Annotated in this window: 15 protein-coding genes and 1 tRNA gene; 9 read left to right on the forward strand and 7 right to left on the reverse strand. The window is 43.7% G+C overall.

The annotated features are described in order from the left end of the window. Window positions 1-2 precede the first annotated feature (2 nt). Entirely contained in the window at window positions 3-1,934 is a 1,932-nt protein-coding gene (gene recJ, locus DLM75_RS14110) for a single-stranded-DNA-specific exonuclease RecJ (protein ID WP_118969113.1), read from the forward strand. Here the strand turns inward: recJ and pcnB are convergent. After that, window positions 1,931-3,469, reverse strand: a complete 1,539-nt coding sequence (pcnB, locus tag DLM75_RS14115; RefSeq protein WP_118969114.1) for a polynucleotide adenylyltransferase PcnB — start codon at window positions 3,467-3,469, stop codon at window positions 1,931-1,933. The two genes, recJ and pcnB, sit on opposite strands and share 4 nt — an antisense overlap. Window positions 3,470-3,522: 53 nt before the next feature. On the opposite strand from pcnB, the gene DLM75_RS14120 reads away from it, so the two are divergent. Both DLM75_RS14120 and DLM75_RS14125 read left to right on the forward strand, forming a co-directional pair. After that, the gene (locus tag DLM75_RS14120) at window positions 3,523-4,539 is read left to right on the forward strand and encodes a M23 family metallopeptidase (RefSeq protein ID WP_118969115.1); all 1,017 of its coding nucleotides are present in this window, start codon (window positions 3,523-3,525) and stop codon (window positions 4,537-4,539) included. 159 nt (window positions 4,540-4,698) lie between these two features. Beyond that, window positions 4,699-5,631 (forward strand): prolipoprotein diacylglyceryl transferase, encoded by a 933-nt coding sequence (locus tag DLM75_RS14125; RefSeq protein WP_118969116.1) that lies wholly within the window; start codon window positions 4,699-4,701, stop codon window positions 5,629-5,631. A gap of 881 nt (window positions 5,632-6,512) precedes the next feature. On the opposite strand, the gene DLM75_RS14130 is transcribed toward DLM75_RS14125, so the two are convergent. Beyond that, window positions 6,513-6,725, reverse strand: a complete 213-nt coding sequence (locus DLM75_RS14130) for a hypothetical protein (RefSeq protein ID WP_118969117.1) — start codon at window positions 6,723-6,725, stop codon at window positions 6,513-6,515. Between the two features lie 13 nt (window positions 6,726-6,738). Continuing rightward, window positions 6,739-8,079, reverse strand: coding sequence for a protein-disulfide reductase DsbD family protein (locus DLM75_RS14135; RefSeq protein ID WP_429945475.1), 1,341 nt, complete (start codon window positions 8,077-8,079; stop codon window positions 6,739-6,741). Between the two features lie 322 nt (window positions 8,080-8,401). Between DLM75_RS14135 and DLM75_RS14140 the strand changes: the two genes are divergently transcribed. Then, the gene (locus DLM75_RS14140; RefSeq protein WP_118969119.1) at window positions 8,402-9,130 is read left to right on the forward strand and encodes a hypothetical protein; all 729 of its coding nucleotides are present in this window, start codon (window positions 8,402-8,404) and stop codon (window positions 9,128-9,130) included. A gap of 301 nt (window positions 9,131-9,431) precedes the next feature. Here the strand turns inward: DLM75_RS14140 and glnA are convergent, their stop codons facing one another. Then, on the reverse strand, window positions 9,432-10,853 hold the full coding sequence (gene glnA, locus DLM75_RS14145; RefSeq protein ID WP_100784112.1) for a type I glutamate--ammonia ligase: 1,422 nt from the start codon (window positions 10,851-10,853) through the stop codon (window positions 9,432-9,434). Between the two features lie 327 nt (window positions 10,854-11,180). Here glnA and DLM75_RS14150 point away from each other — a divergent pair, with 327 nt between their 5' ends. The 3 genes from DLM75_RS14150 (at window position 11,181) to DLM75_RS14160 (ending at window position 12,922) form a co-directional block, all read left to right on the forward strand. Continuing rightward, window positions 11,181-12,467: a hypothetical protein gene (locus DLM75_RS14150; protein ID WP_118969120.1), complete on the forward strand. Its 1,287-nt coding sequence runs from the start codon at window positions 11,181-11,183 to the stop codon at window positions 12,465-12,467. 76 nt (window positions 12,468-12,543) lie between these two features. After that, window positions 12,544-12,617: transfer RNA gene (locus DLM75_RS14155), tRNA-Met, on the forward strand. A gap of 20 nt (window positions 12,618-12,637) precedes the next feature. After that, window positions 12,638-12,922 carry a Cys-rich protein gene (locus DLM75_RS14160; protein ID WP_118969121.1) on the forward strand — a complete coding sequence of 95 codons (285 nt, stop codon included), beginning with the start codon at window positions 12,638-12,640 and terminating at the stop codon, window positions 12,920-12,922. A gap of 470 nt (window positions 12,923-13,392) precedes the next feature. Here DLM75_RS14160 and thiH read toward each other — a convergent pair whose 3' ends face one another. Both thiH and DLM75_RS14170 read right to left on the reverse strand, forming a co-directional pair. After that, window positions 13,393-14,526: a 2-iminoacetate synthase ThiH gene (thiH, locus tag DLM75_RS14165; RefSeq protein WP_118969122.1), complete on the reverse strand. Its 1,134-nt coding sequence runs from the start codon at window positions 14,524-14,526 to the stop codon at window positions 13,393-13,395. Continuing rightward, window positions 14,507-15,334, reverse strand: a complete 828-nt coding sequence (locus DLM75_RS14170; protein WP_118969123.1) for a thiazole synthase — start codon at window positions 15,332-15,334, stop codon at window positions 14,507-14,509. Before DLM75_RS14170 ends, thiH begins: the two co-directional genes overlap by 20 nt. Window positions 15,335-16,015: 681 nt before the next feature. On the opposite strand from DLM75_RS14170, the gene DLM75_RS14180 reads away from it, so the two are divergent. Together DLM75_RS14180 and DLM75_RS14185 are read left to right on the forward strand one after the other, a co-directional pair. Continuing rightward, window positions 16,016-17,023, forward strand: a complete 1,008-nt coding sequence (locus tag DLM75_RS14180; protein ID WP_241547926.1) for an HD domain-containing phosphohydrolase — start codon at window positions 16,016-16,018, stop codon at window positions 17,021-17,023. A gap of 106 nt (window positions 17,024-17,129) precedes the next feature. Next, a complete protein-coding gene (locus DLM75_RS14185) occupies window positions 17,130-17,654 on the forward strand; it encodes a DUF1564 domain-containing protein (protein ID WP_118969126.1) in 525 nt (174 codons plus the stop codon). Window positions 17,655-17,766: 112 nt separating this feature from the next. Here DLM75_RS14185 and DLM75_RS14190 read toward each other — a convergent pair whose 3' ends face one another. Next, window positions 17,767-20,541, reverse strand: a complete 2,775-nt coding sequence (locus DLM75_RS14190) for a chromosome segregation SMC family protein (RefSeq protein ID WP_118969127.1) — start codon at window positions 20,539-20,541, stop codon at window positions 17,767-17,769. Window positions 20,542-20,584 lie beyond the last annotated feature (43 nt).

Below are 20,584 nucleotides of genomic sequence, written 5' to 3' on the forward strand. Positions count from 1 at the left end.
GAATGCTCAAAAACTCTCCCTATTCTCACGGCCCGGGTATAAAGGAACTCCCTTCCTCCGGGCTTCGCGGCCCCCTCACTCCTCTCCAACAAAGATTCTACCAAACACACTTACGAGAAAAATCGCACCCGGAACACCTTCTCTTCCACGGACTCAGAGAACTTCCTTCTCCTTTTTTGCTTCCGGATCTCGAACCGGCCCTCGAACTCTTAAAAGAATCCGTTGCCTCTGAAAAGAAAATTCTTCTCTTTGGAGATCGGGATTGCGACGGAGTTTCTTCCACGAGCCTCCTCGGAGGTTTTTTAAAAAAAATTCATCGGGGAGAATTGATCCTCAAAGTTTCCAACGAAGAAGACTACGGACTTTCGCCCGCCGCGCTCGACTTCGTAAAAAAACAAAAACCCGATCTTCTCATCACCCTCGACTTCGGAACGACCAATCACGTTCAGATCGACGAACTCGCTTCTCTTGGAATCAAGGTCATCGTCCTCGATCATCACGAGATTCCGGAAAGAATTCCGGCTTGTTTTCTTGTTTCTCCGAAACGTCCGGATTCACAATATCCGAACGAAAAAATCTGCACGGCAGTTCTCGCACTCAAATTGATCCAAGCCTATCTCTATTCTTCCTTGGAAGAATACAACCTGGGAACTTGGATCGGAGACGGAAATTCTCTCTTCTCGGGTTATCTCATCTACAGAGGAAAGCTCGTCTTTCAAGGGGAAAGACAGGAAATAGAATCCAAATTCTCCTTTCCCATCTGCGAAGCGCACTTCAGCTTCACCTCCGAATATCCGGAAAGAGAATGGTTCTATCAAGAATTTCTAAAATACCCCGCGATCTTGGAACAGTATCTCCAGAACTTCGATCTCGCGGCGGTGGGAACCGTCTCCGATATGATGCCCCTCTTCGGAGAAAATCGAATCATCGTCAAGGAAGGATGTAAGATTCTTTCCAAACTCTATCGTAAGGAAACCCGACACAGAGAAGGATTGTTTCAACTTCTTTCGCTCATGGAACTCAGCGAAAAACACGTGACCTCGAAAGATCTCGGCTGGGGACTCGGGCCCATGATCAACTCCGCGGGAAGAATGAATTCCACCGAAGTGGCCCTCAATCTTCTTTTGGAGGAGAATCCGGAACGTGCAAAAACAGGCGCGAAAGAACTCCAAAAATTAAACGAAGAACGAAGAGAAAGAACCAAAAGAAATCTTTTCAAAGTGGATGGATTTCTAAAACGAAAACAGGAACGAACTCAGAAAGCAGTTCTATTTTGTTACGAACCCGACTTCGAACCCGGAGTTTCCGGAATCGTCGCGACCCGTCTTGTAGAAGAATATAAAAAACCGGTTTTGTTTATCACGCCGGATCACGGTCACGCAAAGGGAAGCATCCGTTCCTATGGAAAGGAGAATGTTCTGAATCTTCTGAAAAAAGCGGAATCGATCTTCTTTCAATACGGAGGCCACAAAGAAGCCGGGGGATTTTCTCTTTCCATCGATAGAATTCCCGAACTCGCGAAAGTCATCTTTGAACACGCGGATTCTTGGTTGGAAGAAGAACAAAAACAGGCGATCTTGGATTCCACTTCGAGTTTAGTTTCTCTCGAACCAACCGAACTCGGCGCAAAGATCTTCCAAGAACTCTCCGTCTTTGAACCCTTCGGACATGAGAATCCGGTTCCTCTTTATTCCATCAAAGGCGCAAAGATCTATCACACCAAGCCGATGACCGACGGAAAACACGTTCGTTTTAGAATTTTGGGAGCTCCCGAAACGATCCAGTGTTTGATCTGGAATCGGGGGAAAGACTTTTTAGATTTACTCAGCAAAACCGGAAGTCTGGATCTCTGGGGTTCCTTGGAGGAATCTACCTTTCGATCCAAAACTTCACTTCAGTTTGTAGTGAACTACTTTCAAGAAGCTGAGAATTAAGATTCTTCTCCGGGAAAATTTGCGGCGTTGTTTCCGCGAGAATCGTCGGATTCGCTTTTAGAGTTTCCACTTTCACCGTTCGAAATTTCTTCTTTTCGGTTTCCGCGTTCTCCTCTTTGTCCTCCGTCTTCTCCTCCTCGGTTTTTATTCCGAAAATTCTTGTTTCGATTTTTATTCGGACGCGGACCGGGTCTGTCTGGGCCGCCGCCTTGGCTTTGATTTCCACCACCACCGCCACCTCTTCCTTCGTGAAACTTCTTCACAGGAATCGGTCTCTTTCTTACCGAAATTTCCCAGAAGAAAGCGCTCTGAATCGATTGTTCGTCGTTCTCGGCGATGGCTCCGATTTTAAAAACCATAAAGGCGTCGTAAAAGTAATCCTTCATCCGGAAGAAATTATTCTGAGACGATTTTTCGTCTTCCGTGCTAAGGAATCTCTGCTGACTTGCAAAAATCTTAATCAATCGATCCTTGTCTTTTTTAGGAGTTTCGAGTCGATTGAAAATCGGATCCAAGCTCGTTTTAATCGCAGGAACCAAATGCATATTCTCTTTCGTCAAAGCTTCTCTCGCGAGATCCGAAAAAATCAGAGAATAGAAAATATGAGGAGTCATCTCCTCTCTTTCCGTGAGAAGTTTGTCCGCGATCGCAAGACGTTTTCCGATATTGGTTTCTAAAAACTTTTCACCAAAATTAGAATTCTTCTTACGCTCTTTCTCAAAGGCTTCTTTGAAAAGAACTTCCAAAAGTCCGTGCTCTGCCATTCCCTGAAAGATCAGAGAAGTTTTCCAAGTGCGGAAGATCTTATTGTATTCTTCCAACATTCGGGAACTAGAAGCCTTTTCCAATTCGACTTTGTGTTTGCGGATCGCTTTTGCGGTCGCTTTTTCAATTGTTAAACCAAGAATCTCCGCGAACTTTACGGCGCGAAGCATTCTTACAGGATCTTCCCGAAACGAAATATCCGGGTCTCCGATAACTCGCAGTACCTTATTCTGAATGTCTTCAAATCCACCGACGTAATCGATGATGGAATCATTTCGAACGTCATAATATAAAGAATTGATTGTAAAGTCTCTGCGAGCGGCATCTTCCTGAGGTGTGCCGAACTTGTTGTCTCTCTTGATGAGGTAATCCTGATCTTCCACGGCTTTTCCCAACCGGTAATCCGGCAGAGAACGAAACGTACTGACTTCGATCACTTTTCCGCGAAAAAGAATATGCACAATTTTGAATCTTCTTCCGATGATTCGACAGTTGTTGAAGATTTTTTTTATCTGGTTCGGAGTTGCGTTCGTGACTACGTCGAAGTCTTTAGGCTTTCTTCCCAGGAGAAGGTCTCGGACCCCTCCTCCAACGATATAAGCCTTAAAGCCAAATTTATTCAGCCTATGAATGATCTTGACCGCGTCCTCATCTATCATGTTTTTGCGGATCAGATGGGCATCCCGATAATAGCGCTTGCCATCCGGGTGAGAGAGAATATCCTCAACTGATCCTATTTTTTTCTTGAACAGATTGGACAGGAATTTCATATAAAGAATGAGTCTATAATCCTTTCATTCCCCCTACCTGCAAGTAAAAATCTATGACAAGCCCGGCAAAGTTCGATCTCAAATTAACGCATTCTGAGCGTTTGCAGGTCAGAATTCTTAAATTCAAAAATTGGTTTCGTAAATTCAAAGAGAGCGGGTCCAAAAAGATCTCCTTTTTACTCGTTCCACACAGTCACGAGAACGTAATTCGGATCGAACTGAACGTTTTTATGGCTTGGTTCCTTGGAATCCTCTTAGGATCGATTCTCGCCCTCGCATTCGTCTTTCTTTCTTATCTCAACTTCTTCTATCGACCCGACGAAGACCTTTTTCAAAAAAGCGACGAGAATGTGAGCCAATATCTCTATTATGATATGCTCCTCCAAGACGCCAAAAAGGAGATTCGAGGTCTGGAAAGAAAAACCGAGCAGTTGAACCTCGTAGCTTGGGACGAGGTTCCATGGAAACGAATTCTTACCTACGAAGTGATCCCCGAGTTTCGACTCAAAAAAGAGATCCCGGATTCCGAAACCAATCTCGAACTCTATAAGAATACGGTGGAAGGCTTTGCCGCTCAGAACATAGAACTCTTCCGAATTCGGCAGGCCTTTGAAAACGCGTTCGATTATCTTGAAGAAAGAGAATCCATTCTCTATGCGTTGCCTCGGGGACGACCTCTCAAGCCTGGAGTTGGATTTGTTTCCTCCACGTTCGGAGGAAGGGTCGATCCATTCGGTCTTGTCGTCTTAGGTGAGCATCACTCGGGTGTGGACTTCGCTTCTTCCGAGGGAACTCCGATCTACGCGACCGCTCCCGGAATCGTAGTAGAATCCGGACAATCTTCCGGAGGATTGGGAAAGAACATTCGGATCAATCACTTAAACGGAATCTTTACCGTCTACGGTCACTGTTCTCAGATTCTTGTAGAAAAGAATCAGGTCGTAAAACGAGGAGATCTCATCGGTCTCGTCGGCTCGACCGGAAAGGCGACGGGGCCTCACGTGCACTACGAGGTTCACATGGGACAAGATCCGCCTCTGGATCCGGCGGAATTCATCAACATCGAGTGATTCTTCCAAAAAAAAGAAAAAAGACCAAAGTTTTCTTTTCCTCGTTCCTCGTTTTTTAAAAAAGAATTCCATTTTTCAAATGTTTCAAAAGACCTTTGTCTTTTTCAAAAAAGGATTATGGGTTGATCCATTCCCGCAATCAAGAGAATTGGTTACACTATGATCGATAGAATTCCTGTGCCCTTTCTCAAACAATTCTTCAATTGGGATGGACCTTCCACATTTAGCATTCTCATGATGTTCGGTTTTTTAGCCGCATCCTATCTTCTTCCAAAAGAATTAAAAAGAAGAAACTTAGAACCCGAACATTCCGACTGGCTTCTTCTTTTGGGAATCTTAGGAACTCTGGTCGGCGCTAAGATCTTTTTTATTTTCGAGATCTGGGATCAGATCTTTGTGGAGACTCCCGGCTTTGACGGAAAATTTCTCTATCCCCTCACTCATTGGTACGGTTTTCCGGGAAGAATGGCTCTTTGGGATAATTTATTTTCCGGAAGTGGGCTCGTATTTTACGGAGGATTTCTTTTCGGAATTCTTTTTATCTCCCTCTACATGAAATATTTCAAACTCGACGTTCCTTCGTATTTGGACGCCGCGGTTCCGAGTATGGCGATCGGTTATGCGATCGGAAGATTGGGTTGTTGGGTTTCGGGTGACGGATGTTACGGTTTTGCGACCGATCTACGAATTCCTCTTTTGGTTTTTGATTATCACGGCGCTCATCCTTCCGGAGTTCCGGTTTGGAATACTCCCCTCATCGAATCGATTGTCTCTTTCGTATTCTTCGCCTACTTTCAATTTTGGGCAAAGGACCAAGGTTTTCGAAAATTCTCCATTGGAGCTCAGTATTTGATTCTTCATGGTTTTGCAAGACTCATGGTGGAATTTTTGAGAGTCAACAAGGCTGTTTTTCCGTTTATCGATCCTCCTCCGTTAGTCAACATTCCAAACGCGGAACAGAATCCGGAATTCTTGAGTCAATACTACTGGCACGGTTTTTCCCAGTCTCAGTGGGTTTCGATCGCGATCATCGCCGTGGGAATTTTCTTCTTCGTAAAATGGAAACTCTGGGAGAAAGAAGCAACGGTTTGATTGGAATCGTTTCTTTCGAACGACTTTGAAAGGCCGGGGAATCAAGGCTCAGTTTTTTTAGTACCGACGGCTCGTTCCCTCCTCGGGACTCCACAACCTTATCTACAAGTTGAAGGGGCCTTAAGAAAAACCGTCGGTTCTACGACAATTCTTCCGTAAAAGTCGCGCGCCCCACCCAAATCTTGGGCGGAGGGGTGGGTGGTGGAATCAAGCGCGGCATTTTCCTATATCACAATATTCTAATTTTGCAAGAAAAAACCCCGTGTAGGAACTCCTAAAAAGAATCTTCCTTGCATGGCCATCCTCCAGGGAGTTCTTCTCCGCAAGCGATTGAGGTTTGGAAATCATTCTTCCCGCTCAACGTGCTTCTTAGAAAAATCGAAATCTTCCCTTGAAGTGGAAAATGTAGGAGCTCACTCATTTCCGGAAGAATCCGGCAATGAGACAAGATTTCCTAAAAAGTCACTTTCGTTTTCGTTTGCCTGAGAAAGACGAAGGAATCGATTTTGTGAAACAAAATCCGTTCCTCTCTTTTCGGATTTCGGGGCCGATTCTAAAACGTAAGGCTCATTCAAAATGATAGGAGAGCGCCGGAAAGGACGTTAAAAAATCTGATAAAAATCCGGGGAGTTCCCACACAAAACTGAAAGTGTATCGCTTTTGGTCGTTCAAGAGAGCGCAAATTCTGTTCGATTCTTATAGGAGTTCCTACACGGAACGATCCGTTTGCAGTGGAAAACATTTTCAGTAAAGGAATTGTGGTCCATTCTTATTGGAGTTCCCACGTTACACGCTCTAAAAGTCGAAACTTGATTGAAAACGGAATGAAAGACTTTGAAAAATTCGAATCCTCGGAAGCAATTTTTCCGGATCAAAAAGTTCTAGGTTCTTTTTTTGAAAAGTTCGGTTCTCAATTTTCGATTCGTTCTCAGAAGTTGAAAAACGCATCCAAGGAGAATCAAAGTAAAAAGAGGCCAGATCACGCAAAAAATATAAACGTTGATTTCGTTATAGGTGATCCCGAAGATTTTGGCGCCGAAGAGCAGAAGGTCCACACACCCATTGAAAATCAGATCGATGGAAGGAAATTTCATTCGTGATTTCTCCCTAAGGATGATTCTTTAGAGTTTCTATCATGGTTTTTGTATCCAGGTAATCCGTATTCTTATACAAAAGTTTACCTTCTGCGTCCAGGATCACAAAGAAGGGAAGACCGATCTTCAATTCTTCGAAACGCGGATCTCTTGCGTAAGTTTCAAAAATAGGATCGTTCTCTTTGATCTTCAAGAGGACCGCACCTTGCAAAGCCTCGTTCAATGAAGAATCAGAAAGTGTCAATTCCTCAAATGCTTTACAATTCGTACACCAGTCTGCATAAAAATCGATAAATACTTTTTTACCGGAATCCTTTCCTTCCGAATAGGCTTTCTGAGGAAGTCGAAACCAGGTTAGATTTCCTTTTGTCTCGGTCTCCGAAGCACCGGCGGCATTCGTTCCTCCCAAACCTCCGGAAAGAAGAATCACGAGCCCCGTCGCGGACAAAACGACTCCGCCTAAGAAAAGGGCCTTCTTTGTTCTCTTATATTTATCCCAATCTTCCGGGAGAAAAAAGTAAAGGCAAACAAGAAGAATCAAAATTCCCAGAGCGGTGATAGGAATCGAACGATCGATAACTCCCCAACCGGAAAGAGCCTTTTGAAAATATGTATAAGAAAAATATAATACGAAAAGGCCAAGAACCCATTGGATCCAGCGCATCCACTTTCCGGACTTCGGAAGGCTAAGACCGAAAACACCAATCATCAAAAAAGGAAAACCCAATCCGACCCCAAAAAGGAACATCTTAAACGATGCAAGAAGAATGGAACCGATCGAAATCGCCCCAGAACCCGCCGTGATCTGAAGAAGAATTGCGACGACAACGGGACCCACACAAGGAGAAGAAAGAAGTCCCGCTCCCATTCCTAAGAGAAAGGTTCCCTTACAACCTTGGCCGGTATTGACTTCTTTGGACTGAAAAAAAGGAAGATGAATCAAATCTAAGGAAGCGAGTGCGAGGAGAAAAATAAGAACGGAAAGTGCGAGGTTCGTAAAGGGATAGCGGAGAATCACGTTAAACGCTCCTCCCGAAAAACCCGCAATCAAACCGAAACACCAATAAACTGCGACGAGCCCCAAATAGTAGACTGACGGATGAAGGATCTTCGGGGAGCCTTCTCCTCTTGCCCTTACAATTCCTACCGTAATCGGATAAAGAGGATACACGCAAGGAAGAAGACTCGCGAGAATCCCCCCCGCGATGAGAACAAAGCCGGTGGACCATTCAAATCCCCCGCTCGAGACTCCGGAGGAAACGGACTTCTGAATCTCTTCAAACCAGGAAACGGAGAGATCTTCAGCTGAAAGAGACAAGGTAAAGAGAAAAAAAGACAGGAATCCCAAGATCAGAAATCTTTGTTTCGAATTCTTATGTTGCTGGGTTCTCAATACCACGGATCAAATGACCAGAAAATCTTAAACTTCATCCAAGAAACAATGCTTTTGCTAAAAAATCAGTGGTCAACCCGATTCCGAGCAAAGATGAGCTTGAACTCGTAGTTTAGACTCTAGGGTATTCTAAAAGGATATTTTTTTTAGATTCTCCCTTCCGAAAACCCGGGAAGAGAATTCAGGTTCCCATTCGGAATTCGTGTCATTCCATTTCCAATCACCGGCTTTTTGGCGATTCGGAACTCACCTAAAAGTCAGATTCTGCCGAAAATCAAGGGGAATGAACGCCGGATTTTTGCGACTCCTCATTTGTATCCTCTTAGGAGTGATCTGCGATTTCGGAACAAATCCGATTTCCGCCGAGATCGATCTGGACTACAACTACGAGTATGAGAAGAACGGACCTTATACGAAATTCTCGGACTGGGTTCCATACAAACTTCATAAGTGGGAACCGAAATTCTTAGAAGACTTCTATCAACTCTACGGCCTCAAACTTCACTACAAAGAGAACGATCTCAGACGAGATATCTACTTTCTAAAAATCGGTTTAAAGAAACGTTTTCGACACCCGAAAAACGCCCTCTGTCCCGTGAAAGACGAAGAGGAATATTATAAATATCGCAATCTTCTTTTTATGCATATCAATCTCCAGATCATGCGCTCTTATATGAGAATCGCATCCCAATTTGATAAGCGACATCTTTACTTCTACAATCTGGATTTCGCATACGAGCTCGATCGTTCTTTCGAAGTCGCTGACGGCTTTTACAAGGAAGCAATTCCCTACTGGAAGGAAGCGCAGAGATACGCGGACCGGTCCTCCGAGATCGACGCGGACCTGGATTTAGGAACATTAGAGACGGAACGATATGAAATCATCACGGGGAAACTCGATTTTGGAAAGATCATAGAAGATCACCTTTCCAGGTTAGAGAAAAAAAGAAACACGGTAAAAGAATATCTCGTCCAACATCCGGACGCAAACAAGCCTCTCCTTGAACAGTAAAGCCGAAAAGAAATTGTGGGAGTTCCTACAAGATCTGGTAGTGAAGAATCTACTTGCAAAAAGAAGAATATTCTGATACGGCGGATCGACGCGAATTTTTCCCGCCACCCAAGAAACTCAGTGCATAGCTCCCGATGGATAGCTATGCAGGGTGGGGCCCGCAACTTGCACGACAAAGGTCGTAACTCCGACGGTGAAAACTCATCCCTTCTCTCAAATAAAAAAGCCCGGTATTTCTCCGGGCTTTTTTATTTTCTCTAAACGAGAGGAGCGCTTCCCAATAGGTCCGCGCTCATCCAAATTAGCAAGAATAAGTGGTAAGAAATTCGAATGGGTGAGGTCTTCCTTCCCAAGGCCAAATCTCAGTTTCAAACTTATACGCTTTGTAAGTCTGGATAAAATCCTCGGTAAAAACGTCTCCCTTTTTGAGGAAGTCTCTATCCAAAAGCATATTCTCCACAGCTTCTCTCAAAGTGTGTGGCATCTGCTGAATTCCTTTTTCGCGGATTTCGTCCAGAGACAATTCGAAAAGGTCTTCTTCCCGAGGTGGACCCGGATCGATCTTCTTCTGAACTCCGTCGATCCCCGCCATCAACATAGCCGCGAAAGCAAGATACGGATTTGCGGAAGAATCTGGGAAACGGAACTCCACTCTTCTTGCTTTGTCTCCGTTTACGAAAGGAATTCTACAAGAAGCGGAACGGTTCTGAGCGGAATACGCCAAAATCGAAGGTGCTTCGAAACCAGGAAGAAGTCTCTTATAAGAATTTGTGGAAGCATTCGTAAACGCCGCACAAGCTTTTGCGTGAGTCAAAACACCGCCGATGTAGTTCATCGCAGTGTCGCTCAGATTCTGATATCCTTTTCCGGCAAAAAGGTTCACACCGTTTTTCCAGATCGACTGGTGACAGTGCATCCCGTTTCCGTTGTCACCGTAAAGAGGTTTCGGCATAAAAGTCGCAGTCTTTCCGTGTTGGTGAGCGACCATCTTCACTACGTATTTCAGTTTTTGAACGTTATCCGCCGCTTCGATCAGAGTTCCGAATTTCACTCCGATTTCACCTTGCCCTTGTGCAACCTCGTGGTGAACCACAAACGTTTCCATTCCGATTTGGTGAAGCGTCTTCACGATCGCCGCTCTCAAATCCACTTGAGAATCCACAGGAGCTACCGGAAAGTAACCACCTTTCGTTCCAGGACGGTGACCCGTGTTGGTCGCACCTGGGAAATCGGTGTGAGAATTCCAAATTCCTTCGGAAGAATCGATTTCATAGTATTGAACGTTGATCGCGTCTCTGACTTTGATGCTGTCAAAAATAAAAAATTCGTTTTCAGGACCGAAGTAAGCGGTGTCCGCAAGTCCGGAAGACTCAAGATATTTCAGAGCTTTCTTCGCGATGGAACGAGGACATTTTTCATAAAGAGCGCCTTTGTAGATATCGAAAACGTCGCAGAATACTACGAGAGTCGGATCCGCAGTAAAAGGATCTAAGAAGATCGCGTCCGTATCGGGAATCAATTGCATATCGGATCGATCGATCGGTTGCCATGCAGGGATGGAACTTCCGTCGAAAGGAAGACCCTTAAAGGAATCTTCAGTGATGGCAACGGTGTGATAAGATACGTGGTGCCAAGCTCCTTTGATATCCGTAAAACGGAAATCGTAGAAAAGAACGTTATTCGCCTTGGCGTATGCGATAACTTCACTAGGTGTTCTGGACATTCTATTCTCCTATTTGTCTTCGAGTATTAATAACTAATCTCTAATTCACGCTCAGCGTGCGTCTGTAGATTCGATGCAAATTTCGTACCATAGGATGCAAATCCTCGGTTTTCCGAAAAAAAGAGTCAGTTCTACTCTTTGAATCCGTTTTGAAGACGAATCCGGAATCAAAGTAAAATTCCTTGAACGACAGGCAAGCCCTAAAATACAATGCGGAAGCAGATTTTATCTTTTTTCCAATCCGATTGGCAACTAGCTTAAATTTCGTACAGAACCAGTACCAGGAATTTACATTCTGCATAAATATTATTCAGCACTGAGAACCAGATGAAACAGATTCAATTCCTGACCGAAGCGGCTCTAAAAAAAATGGTCGGCCAAGAAACGATAGAATTCTTATTTGCAAAGGATCAGCCTTCCGAAGCGGCTCTCAAAGAATTCTATCAACAACTAAAAAATTGGGCCGGAGAACAGAACGCAAAATACTGTATCGAATTTCCGGAGAATGCGATCGAACAATCACCTTTTCCCGATTCTTTGCGCCAAGCCGATCGTTCCATAAGAGCTATAACCGAATTTTCCAATTTTCCGTTTCCGGGAATTCCTTCTCGAACGTTTCCTCCTTTTGTTTGGAAGAATTTGTTCTACTTTCCTTTCGTGGCGAAGGAAGAATCCATCGCTTCCAAAATTTCCCTCTTGGAAGAAAAGATTGCGTTCGAGCGATTTCAAAAGACGAAGAAGAATGGTGAGACCCAAACGTTTCAGTTGGAGTTTTTGATCTCTTCGGAAACGAACGATTCTTTGGAAAGAATTCTGGAAGCGGAAATTCCCGAAAACTTCGTGGAACGTATTCTGGAAAGAGGAAATCAAAAAATTCTCGTTACACCAAAACTCGGCGCGGTCCAGAGTTTATTCGCTATTTATCTTTTTAACGAAATCATTTCCGATTTAGAATTCACGATTCAGAGTGTACGAATCGATCTTTCTTCGATGAAAGAAATTCTTCCGGTTTGGATCGAACGTTCCGGGAGCGTTCTTGCCGGACTCGATTTTGAAAACGCTCCCGTTTATGAAGAATCGTCTCTGGAGATTACGATCGCTCCTTGGCTCAGCGCGTCTTTTGTATTGTTAGTTTTGAATTCTTCGATTCTGGATGCTTGGGAAAAATGGGAAAACGGTAAGGTTGCCATTCCGAATTCGAATCCAAATTCTAAGTTTACGAAAAGTGAATCTTGGAGAGATCTCACGGAACACCGTTTCGCCGCACACGTCGCAAGACATTTAGGAACCGATGAGGCATTCTTTTTCGAACTCCTTCAGAAAGAATTCGACGTTTCGAAAAAGATTTTGGATTCTCACTTGGAAGGTCGTAAAGAAGAATTGGAAGAGATCGAAATTCCGGAGCTCCTCGATCGTCTCAAGATCATCCAAGAATCTTCGCAGAGTTTGAACGCTGACGAATCGACAAAGGAACTCTGGAAAAATCTTCAATCTTCGACGAACGATTTGATTCTTCAAAAATGGAAGGAACGAAACTCGCTCTCGACGAAAAAAATTGACGAAATCGCAAACGTTTCTTCCTGGAAATCTCTGATCGAAATCTGGAAATCCTGAATCCCAAGAAACCTTGACAGGTCGATTCCCTTCAAAAAAATAGCACTGGAACCGACTCGTCGGGTCCAATAAAAGCGGCGACGTAGCTCAGCTGGTTAGAGCAACGGAATCATAATCCGCAGGTCCGGGGTTCGAATCCCTGCGTCGCTAATAGTTTCAAGGAGAAGACATTGAAATATCTCTTTCTAATGATTCTTTCTTTCTTCCTTCTGGCTCAGTCTGTGCCAGCTCAATCCCCGGTCTGCAGTGAAGTCTGTGGATTCTATTCAGGATGTGTGGAGCAGAACGCTCCGAGAAAGTTAAGCGCGGATGAAAAAACAAAAGTAAAAGCCGGATGTTTGAATTCTTGCAAAAAACATTCTCAAGCGGTTGCGGCTTGTTTCGAAAACCACAAAAATCAGTGCAAACCGTTTAACGACTGTATTGTGAACGCGTACAACGCAAATAAAAAATAGAACGATTCCGTTTCTACGTTTGAATTAAAAAGAGCGGGTTTTTCCCCGCTCTTTTTTTATCCTCTGTTCTTTTCCATGGGGAAGCGCGATTTTTCAATCGACTCAATGGGCTTCCGACAACCCTCAATCAAACTTCAATTTCCATCTTCGGACCCGAAAATTCCAAGATGAGGACTCGAAAATACGATCGTGGGAACTCTCACAATTCAGAAGCTCAGAAGACGATCCACCCAGTAAAAAAATCTCTTTTTAGGAGTTCCTACACGGCTCTTCGTTTTGGGATGAAATGAGAAACTCGATTTACGGTTCACTTCGACCCTGATCAAAAAAAAATTCATTCTTCCACATTCTTAAATGAGGAAGTACTACACGTTCTGACTCTCTGATCCGTTTCGTTTTTTAAAAACTCCCCACTCGAAAATTTCCCGTTGTTAGCCGGATTTCAAAACACGTACGAAGCTAAAGAAGAATCAAAGAGTTTCTTTCGATCCGAACAAGGCTCGATCGAAGTCTTTAAAAACCGGATCCAGACCTGATTTTTTGAGAGAAGAAACGATCTCTGAAACGGAACGATCGTCTTCGATCTCGAATTGTTTCAGCGCTCCGGAATTGGAATAGCCGCCCGGTTCCGTTTTTGATTCCACGGACATACTCGTAATTCCAAGACGCGAAAGATGATCTCTCAGATTGGCGGATTCTCTTGTGGAAAGAACCATTCCGATATCCGGAAATGAAATACGAAGCGCAAAAAGATAACGGACAAAATCCCGATCGCTCACCGGAAGAATTTTCTGAAATTCTCCTGCGGCGGGACGCATTCTCGGAAGAGAAATCTGAAACGAAGTTTTCCAATATTCTCCCATTAGATATTTTGCATGTTCTCCAAGCTTAAACATTTCACCAAGAGGATCCGAAAGCCCCAAAAGTGCGCCGAGCCCGATTCTTCGAAATCCGGCCTTCCCTCCTCTGTCCGGCGCTTCCAAACGATAGCGCATATTTTTTTTGATTCCCCGGTAATGATTTTCCACATACACTTCCGGGTCATACGTTTCCTGATACACGATCAGCGCCTCTACTCCGGAATCGATCACGGTCCGATAGTCGTCCGTATCCAGAGGATAGATTTCGATCGCGATCGAATCGAAGAATTCTCTTAAGATCGAAATTGCTCGAAGGATATAGTTCAAATTGGTCTTACTATAATCTTCCCCAGTAAGAATCACGAGATGCCGAATCCCCTTCGACTGAAGAACCTCCGCCTCTTTTCGTATTTCCTCTTCGGTAAGAGTTTTTCTCGGAATCTTATTCTCGTAGCTGAATCCGCAATAGAGACAAGATGAGCGACACTCGTTCGAAAGATAGAGGGGCATAAAAAGTTGAATGATATTTCCGAATCGTTCCTTTTTGATTTCCTTGGAAAGAAAAGCCATCGGCTCGAGATAGGAAGAAGCGCTGGGAGAAACGAGAGAAAGATAATCCTCGAAGTCGAGAGAAACACCCAGAGAAGCTCTGTGAAGAGCCCTTTCCACATCTTCCTTTGTTTTGGACCGGATGATTTGTGAACCGGTCTCGAAGGAAGTTTTTTCAAAGAGCTCCGTGTACATTTCTCTCTTCTTCGTTTAAAAAACCTGTCAACGGACTCGAAGCCGACGCTTCCCAGGTAAACTTTTTTCCTTTTCCGGAATAAAGACGTCCCATTCTTCCTGCGATCGTTGCGAGTTGAAAAGCCTTTGCAATGGAGACCGGATCTTTTGCAATTGCGATCGCGGTGTTTACAAGAACCGCATCCGCGCCGAGTTCCATCGCTTCCGCCGCGTGGGACGGAAGTCCAAGACCCGCGTCCACGACGACCGGGATTTTAGATTGAGAGATGATGATTTCGAGATTTGTCTTTGTGGAAATTCCCAAATTGGATCCGATCGGAGAACCCAAGGGCATCACAGTTGCACAACCGGCGTCTTCCAGATGTTTACAAAGAATCGGATCGGCATTGATGTAGGGAAGCACCTTAAATCCTTCTTTGACAAGAATCTTTGCGGCCTTGAGGGTTTCTATCGGATCGGGAAGAAGATATACCGGATCGGGTGTGACCTCTAACTTCACCCACTCTCCCGCTCCCAATTCTCTCGCAAGAATTGCTAAACGTATGGCCTCCTCTGCGTTTCGTGCGCCGCTCGTATTTGCGAGAAGAAGAATTCGATCCCGATCGATATGCGTAAGAATATCGTCTTCGGGAGATTCCAAATCCACTCTTCGTAACGCAACCGTGACCACCTCGGTTCCGGAAGCCTCGATCGCATTTTGCATGATCTGTCCGGAGGAAAACTTTCCGGTTCCTAAAAAGAGCCTGGAGTGAAAGGTCCGTCCTGCAATCACGAGAGAATCCGCGAGTTCTTTGAATTCGTTTAACATTCTTCTGTAGAGATCTTTGGAAGACCCCGCTTCGTCAAGAAGGCTTCTGAATCGGAGAAGTTCCTTTTTTCCATTTCGTCTTAGAACGGAGCCTTGATTGATCGAGCGGGAATTTTTTTCTCCTCGTTTTCACCTCCCAAAGTGAACACGAAATCCGTAATCCATCGATCCGATTCCAAAAGGGAGAAATGGTTTTTTTTAGTGTACGGACTTTCTCGAGGCCATTTTGACTTAGATTAAAACACAAATGTGAATGAAAAACAGATAGGTTTTTCTTCTCTTAAACTTCCGGAATTTCTGCGGATCCATATAAAATTTTCTGAATCGCCATTTCAGGGAAGAATTCCGAATACCTTGTGTTCTCCTCCGTTTTTCCCAAATAAATAAATTGACTCAATTGACCAAATTTTACATTCGAAAACGGCCGTTCATTGAACCTTCCAATCGGAGGAATTTGGATTTTTCCCTTCTTTCGGATTCACTTAGGTAGTTCTTGAGTTCTATTTTTTTTAGAACCTTTATTTCTCTTTTTTTGGTAAGAATTGATTATTCATATTTATTTATAAGTCACTTAATTTAGGAAGAAAATTTTCCGAAGCTAAACTTTCTGCCGATTTCTACAAATTATTGATTAGAGTCAAACCGATGCACACAATTCCGATTCAAAGAAAAAAGAAAGTTATGATCGTAGAAGATAGCCTGATGGATTTAAGACTGATCCAACATCATTTGGAAAAGGATTATGAAACGATCCTTGTTCAAGACTCGAACTTGGCGATCCAAATTGCAAGAACACATCAGCCGGACTTGATTCTTATGGATATTATGATGCCTCAAATCGGAGGCGTGGAAGTTTGTCGCAAATTAAAAAACTATCCGCAGACGACGGATATTCCCGTAATCTTTATCACATCCATAGAAGATCCGAAAATGGAAACGCTCGGTTTCAAAATGGGCGCTGTAGATTTTTTTAAAAAACCGTTTAGCCCGCCCATATTCAGAGCGAGAATCAAGTCGCATCTCGAACTCAGTAGATTGTTGGAAATTAAATCCTCTCGTTTGGAAATCATTCGAAGATTGGTTGTCGCTTCGGAATACAGAGACAATGAAACCGGAAATCATATTCTAAGAATGAGTAAATATTGCCAAGTAATCGCGAATCATTACGGGCTTTCCGCGGAAGAAGTGGAGGACATCTACAACGCTTCAGCGATGCACGACGTAGGCAAAATCGGCATTCCGGATTCTATCCTAAGAAAAAACGGCAGATTGACGTCTGAAGAATTCGAGGTCATCAAGACACATCCTGTGATCGGAGCAAACATCATAGGAGAACACGAAACTGGTTTGCTCAAAGTTGCGAGAGAAATTTGTATTGGCCATCACGAAAAATGGGACGGCTCCGGTTATCCCTACGGACTCAAAGGGGAAGAAATCAGCATTTCCGCAAGGATCGCATCGGTCGCCGATGTCTTTGATGCATTGACCACCAACCGTCCATATAAAAACGGATGGCCGATCGGACAAGCAGTGGAATACATCCGATCGCAGTCGGGAATTTCATTCGATCCGGAAATCGTAGAAATCTTCGAAGAAAATATTGTCGATCTGTTGAGAGCAAAGGTTGAATTCACCGCTCACACTCAGATGAACGGGAAAGACACTCAAAACGAAGAAATCATCGCGTAATCAGCCCATTCTTCAAGAAGGCTTTTGAAAATAAAAAAGAGCGTGGCTCTGAAATTTTTTTCCAGTAATAGGCCGCGTTCGATTCTTTTCAGGAACCGAAAAGAATATGGGACAAATCTATCTAAATACAAATCAAGAAATTCAATCCGCTTTAGTTTTATCGAGGATGAACGTCGAGACGATCTTAATTCCTGAAAAATATTTGAATCGTTTGAGCGAAAAAGAAAGAAAAGCGCTTCCGAAACGAATCTTGCCGCTTTTGAGGAGATATCAGAAACTCATTCTTTCCCTCAGGAGAATCAATCGAAACGCTAGAAAAACTCTTTATCAGAGGGATCAAGGAAAACTCAAAAGAATCAATATGAGAATTGATACCGGAGTTTGGGCTCTTCTCGGCGTCTTAGCGGCCGCACACGGTGTCTCCCGTTGTTTTATGGTGAATTACCTTTTCTGGCTGGAAGATTCTGGAGGCGGAATTTACCTTGATAGAATTTTGAATGTGGGATGTCCCACCTTTCAAAATCTCTACAGTTATATCTGGCACCTAGATCTACTCAAAAACAAGATAACAAAAAGGTTGGAATTCGAACCAAACCCAATTCAGATCCTTACGCCGGAGGATTATTCCTAAATATTCACTCTTCTACCGAATTTCAAAACAAAACTTTGCTTCAGGGAATTTAAAGCACAAATTCTCTAGGCACATTGATACGTTCAAGAACCTACAGAATTTTCGCTCTGGTTTACACCGCGGCTTCCGTAACCCTTTCCGCGAGATGAGCCGCTTCGTCTAGTTTTAAGGATAGAATTTTCGAAATTCCCGGTTCTTCGTTCGTAACACCGAAGATGGAATTCGCTCTGTTGATCGTGGACTGCGCGTGCGTGATCACGATAAACTGAGACTTGTCCTTAAACTTATCCAAAATCTGACAGAAGCGAAGTTTATTCGCCTCGTCCAAAGCCGCATCGATCTCATCCAAGAAACAGAACGGAGAAGGTTTTACCATGTAAATCGCAAACAAAAGCGCGATCGCCGTCATGGATTTTTCACCGCCGGAAAGAAGTCTTAGGTTTTGAACGTGTTTGCCGGGAGGTTCCGCCATAATTTCGATTCCAGCGTTTAAGCTATCCTCGCTTTCGGTAAGTTCAAGAATCGCCCTTCCGCCGTTGAAGAGGGTAGAAAAGGTTTCTTGAAAATTCTCGCGGATCTTCTCGAAGGTTTCTCGAAAGAGTTTTTCCGATTCTTCGTTGATCCGGTTGAGAACGTCTTCCACGTCCCCTTTCGACTTTTCGATATCCTCTTTTTGAACACGGTGGTGTTCGTAAATCTCTTTGACACTTCTGTATTCTTCGATGGAAAGAGGATTGATCGATCCCAACATCTGAATGTCGGATTTGAGACGTTTGAGTTTGACTTCTTCCTTGGTTCTTTCCAAGTCTCTCTTTTCAAACTCGGCGCTGAGTTCTTGTTCCGAGATGGAATAATCATTGTACAATTCTTCCGTGAAAGAATCGATCTGCACTTTCAGACCGGAAGCGGTTCTTTCTTTCTCCGTCAAAACGGGGATGAGATTTTTAAAATCGTCCTGATTTTTCTGAATATCGTGTTTGAGAGTTTGGATCTCTTTTAAGATATTCCGAAGCGTTTCTTTTTCCGATTCTAAGGCGCGGCTCATATCTAAGAATTCGTTATAGCTCGACTCGATCTGTTGTTCGAGCACGGAAACTTCCTTTTCGAATTCTTGTTTTTTAGTGATTACGTTTTGGATGGAATCCTTTGCGTTCTGGATTCTTTTTTCGATTTCTTCTCTGCGAAGTCCGATCGCTTTTGCGGCTTCCAGCCTTGCATTTCTTTCGGACCCGAGTTCCAGAACTTTCTTTTCTAAGAATACGGTTTGTTCCTTGTTCGCTTCCAGATCCTCTCTGAGAGCTTCGATCTTTAAACCGGAGTCTTTGATACTTCTCGTGAGATTTTCGTTGTCCAGGATGAGATCTTCGATCTGTTGATCCAAGGTTTCTTTTCGGGAAAGAAAACCGTCCCGATCAAAAAGAATGTTTCGGATCATGTCTTCCAGATGAACAAATTCTTCTAACTTGGATTGAACGTCTCCGAGATCCAAGGTTTCCAGAACCGCCGCCACTTTAGAATTGTCCGAGAGTTGTAGATTGTTCCGTAACTCTTGGATTTGCACCGCGTATTCGGACATCTTGGAAAGAAGAAATTCCTTGAGTTCCTTTCTGCGAGTTTCCGTATCGATGGCTTCTTTTTTTCTGGATTCGAGTTGGCTGATCAATTCAAAGATGACTTCTTTGAGTCTTTCTCTGAGTTCGTTGTGAGCCTTGTCGTTCGCGCCGATCTTGGATTCTTTTTCGAGAACGCTGTGATTTTCGTCTTCGATTTGTTTTTCGAGAACCAATTTCGAATTTTTTAATTTAGTAATTTCTTCCTCGAGGAGTTCGACTTCTCCTTGGAGTTCGGAACATTCTCTTTGAATTCTTTCCAAATCGATGACAAGAAGGCTCAGAGAAGATTCTTCGGAGTTTAGAGTTTCCGTCATATCGGAAATTCTTTCTTCGTATTCGAGGATGATCTGTTTGTTTTTCTCGATCTTTTCTTTTTGGATCTTGGTTTGGGAAAGGTGATCGTATAATTTTTTATCGATTTCGGAAACGCGTTTTTCGATCTCAGCTTTATCTTTTTCTAATACTTCGATTCTTCCGGTTTCTTCGCTGATCGTTTCGAGAAGAGTTTGATTCTTATCCTTGATGGATTGGAGTTCCTCTTCGGAAGCCTTTAGTTTTTTTGTAAGAGTGCTGTATTTGAGATAACGGATGATCTTATCGGTTTCGTCTAACTCGGCTTTGAGTTTGAAATAGGCCTCCGCTCTTTCGGCTTGTTTCTCTTTGACTTCCATTTCCTTTTTCATGGAATTCATGATGTCTTGGATACGAAGGAGGTTTTGTTTTGTATCGTCCAGACGTTTGAGGGCTTCTTGACGTTCCATTTTGAAACGGGAAACACCGGCCGCCTCTTCGAAGATCAATCTTCTTTCTTCCGGTTTGGAATGGAGAATCCGATCCACCTTTCCTTGTTCCATGATGGAATAAGAAGACTTTCCGATTCCGGTATCCATGAGAAGTTTTTCGATGTCCTTTCTCTGAACCCTCGAATCGTTGATACAGTATTCGTTGTTCCCATCCAAGTAAAGACGACGAGTCATCTTGACCGATGGATAATCCATCTTGATGAGTCGGGAAGAATTATCAAAGATCACCGAGACTTCGGCGTAACCGGCGGGTTTGCGAGCTTCGGAGCCGTGAAAGATGACGTCGTCCATCTTATCACCGCGAAGTCCCTTCGCAGACTTCTCACCGAAGACCCATTTCACCGCGTCTACGATATTCGACTTACCGCTTCCATTCGGTCCTACCACGGCGGTAAAACCCGGATCGAGAAGAACTTCCGTCTCGTCCGCGAACGTTTTGAATCCAACAATATTCAGGCTTTTTAAATACATAGTTTTTGTGTTTTTCGATTCCGGATCTTCCGGAAAGATGATT

It is taken from the genome of Leptospira stimsonii (assembly GCF_003545885.1).
In the GTDB taxonomy this organism is placed as follows: domain Bacteria; phylum Spirochaetota; class Leptospiria; order Leptospirales; family Leptospiraceae; genus Leptospira; species Leptospira stimsonii.

Excerpts from the sequence above, each read along its gene's own strand:
- DLM75_RS14170 (WP_118969123.1), bottom strand. The coding sequence starts at position 15,334 with ATGTTAAACGAATTCAAAGAACTCGCGGATTCTCTCGTGATTGCAGGA.
- DLM75_RS14125 (WP_118969116.1), top strand. The coding sequence starts at position 4,699 with ATGATCGATAGAATTCCTGTGCCCTTTCTCAAACAATTCTTCAATTGG.
- glnA (WP_100784112.1), bottom strand. The coding sequence starts at position 10,853 with ATGTCCAGAACACCTAGTGAAGTTATCGCATACGCCAAGGCGAATAAC.
- DLM75_RS14185 (WP_118969126.1), top strand. The coding sequence starts at position 17,130 with ATGGGACAAATCTATCTAAATACAAATCAAGAAATTCAATCCGCTTTA.
- DLM75_RS14190 (WP_118969127.1), bottom strand. The coding sequence starts at position 20,541 with ATGTATTTAAAAAGCCTGAATATTGTTGGATTCAAAACGTTCGCGGAC.
- DLM75_RS14180 (WP_241547926.1), top strand. The coding sequence starts at position 16,016 with ATGATCGTAGAAGATAGCCTGATGGATTTAAGACTGATCCAACATCAT.
- DLM75_RS14150 (WP_118969120.1), top strand. The coding sequence starts at position 11,181 with ATGAAACAGATTCAATTCCTGACCGAAGCGGCTCTAAAAAAAATGGTC.
- thiH (WP_118969122.1), bottom strand. The coding sequence starts at position 14,526 with ATGTACACGGAGCTCTTTGAAAAAACTTCCTTCGAGACCGGTTCACAA.
- DLM75_RS14120 (WP_118969115.1), top strand. The coding sequence starts at position 3,523 with ATGACAAGCCCGGCAAAGTTCGATCTCAAATTAACGCATTCTGAGCGT.
- recJ (WP_118969113.1), top strand. The coding sequence starts at position 3 with ATGCTCAAAAACTCTCCCTATTCTCACGGCCCGGGTATAAAGGAACTC.
- DLM75_RS14140 (WP_118969119.1), top strand. The coding sequence starts at position 8,402 with ATGAACGCCGGATTTTTGCGACTCCTCATTTGTATCCTCTTAGGAGTG.
- DLM75_RS14130 (WP_118969117.1), bottom strand. The coding sequence starts at position 6,725 with ATGAAATTTCCTTCCATCGATCTGATTTTCAATGGGTGTGTGGACCTT.
- pcnB (WP_118969114.1), bottom strand. The coding sequence starts at position 3,469 with ATGAAATTCCTGTCCAATCTGTTCAAGAAAAAAATAGGATCAGTTGAG.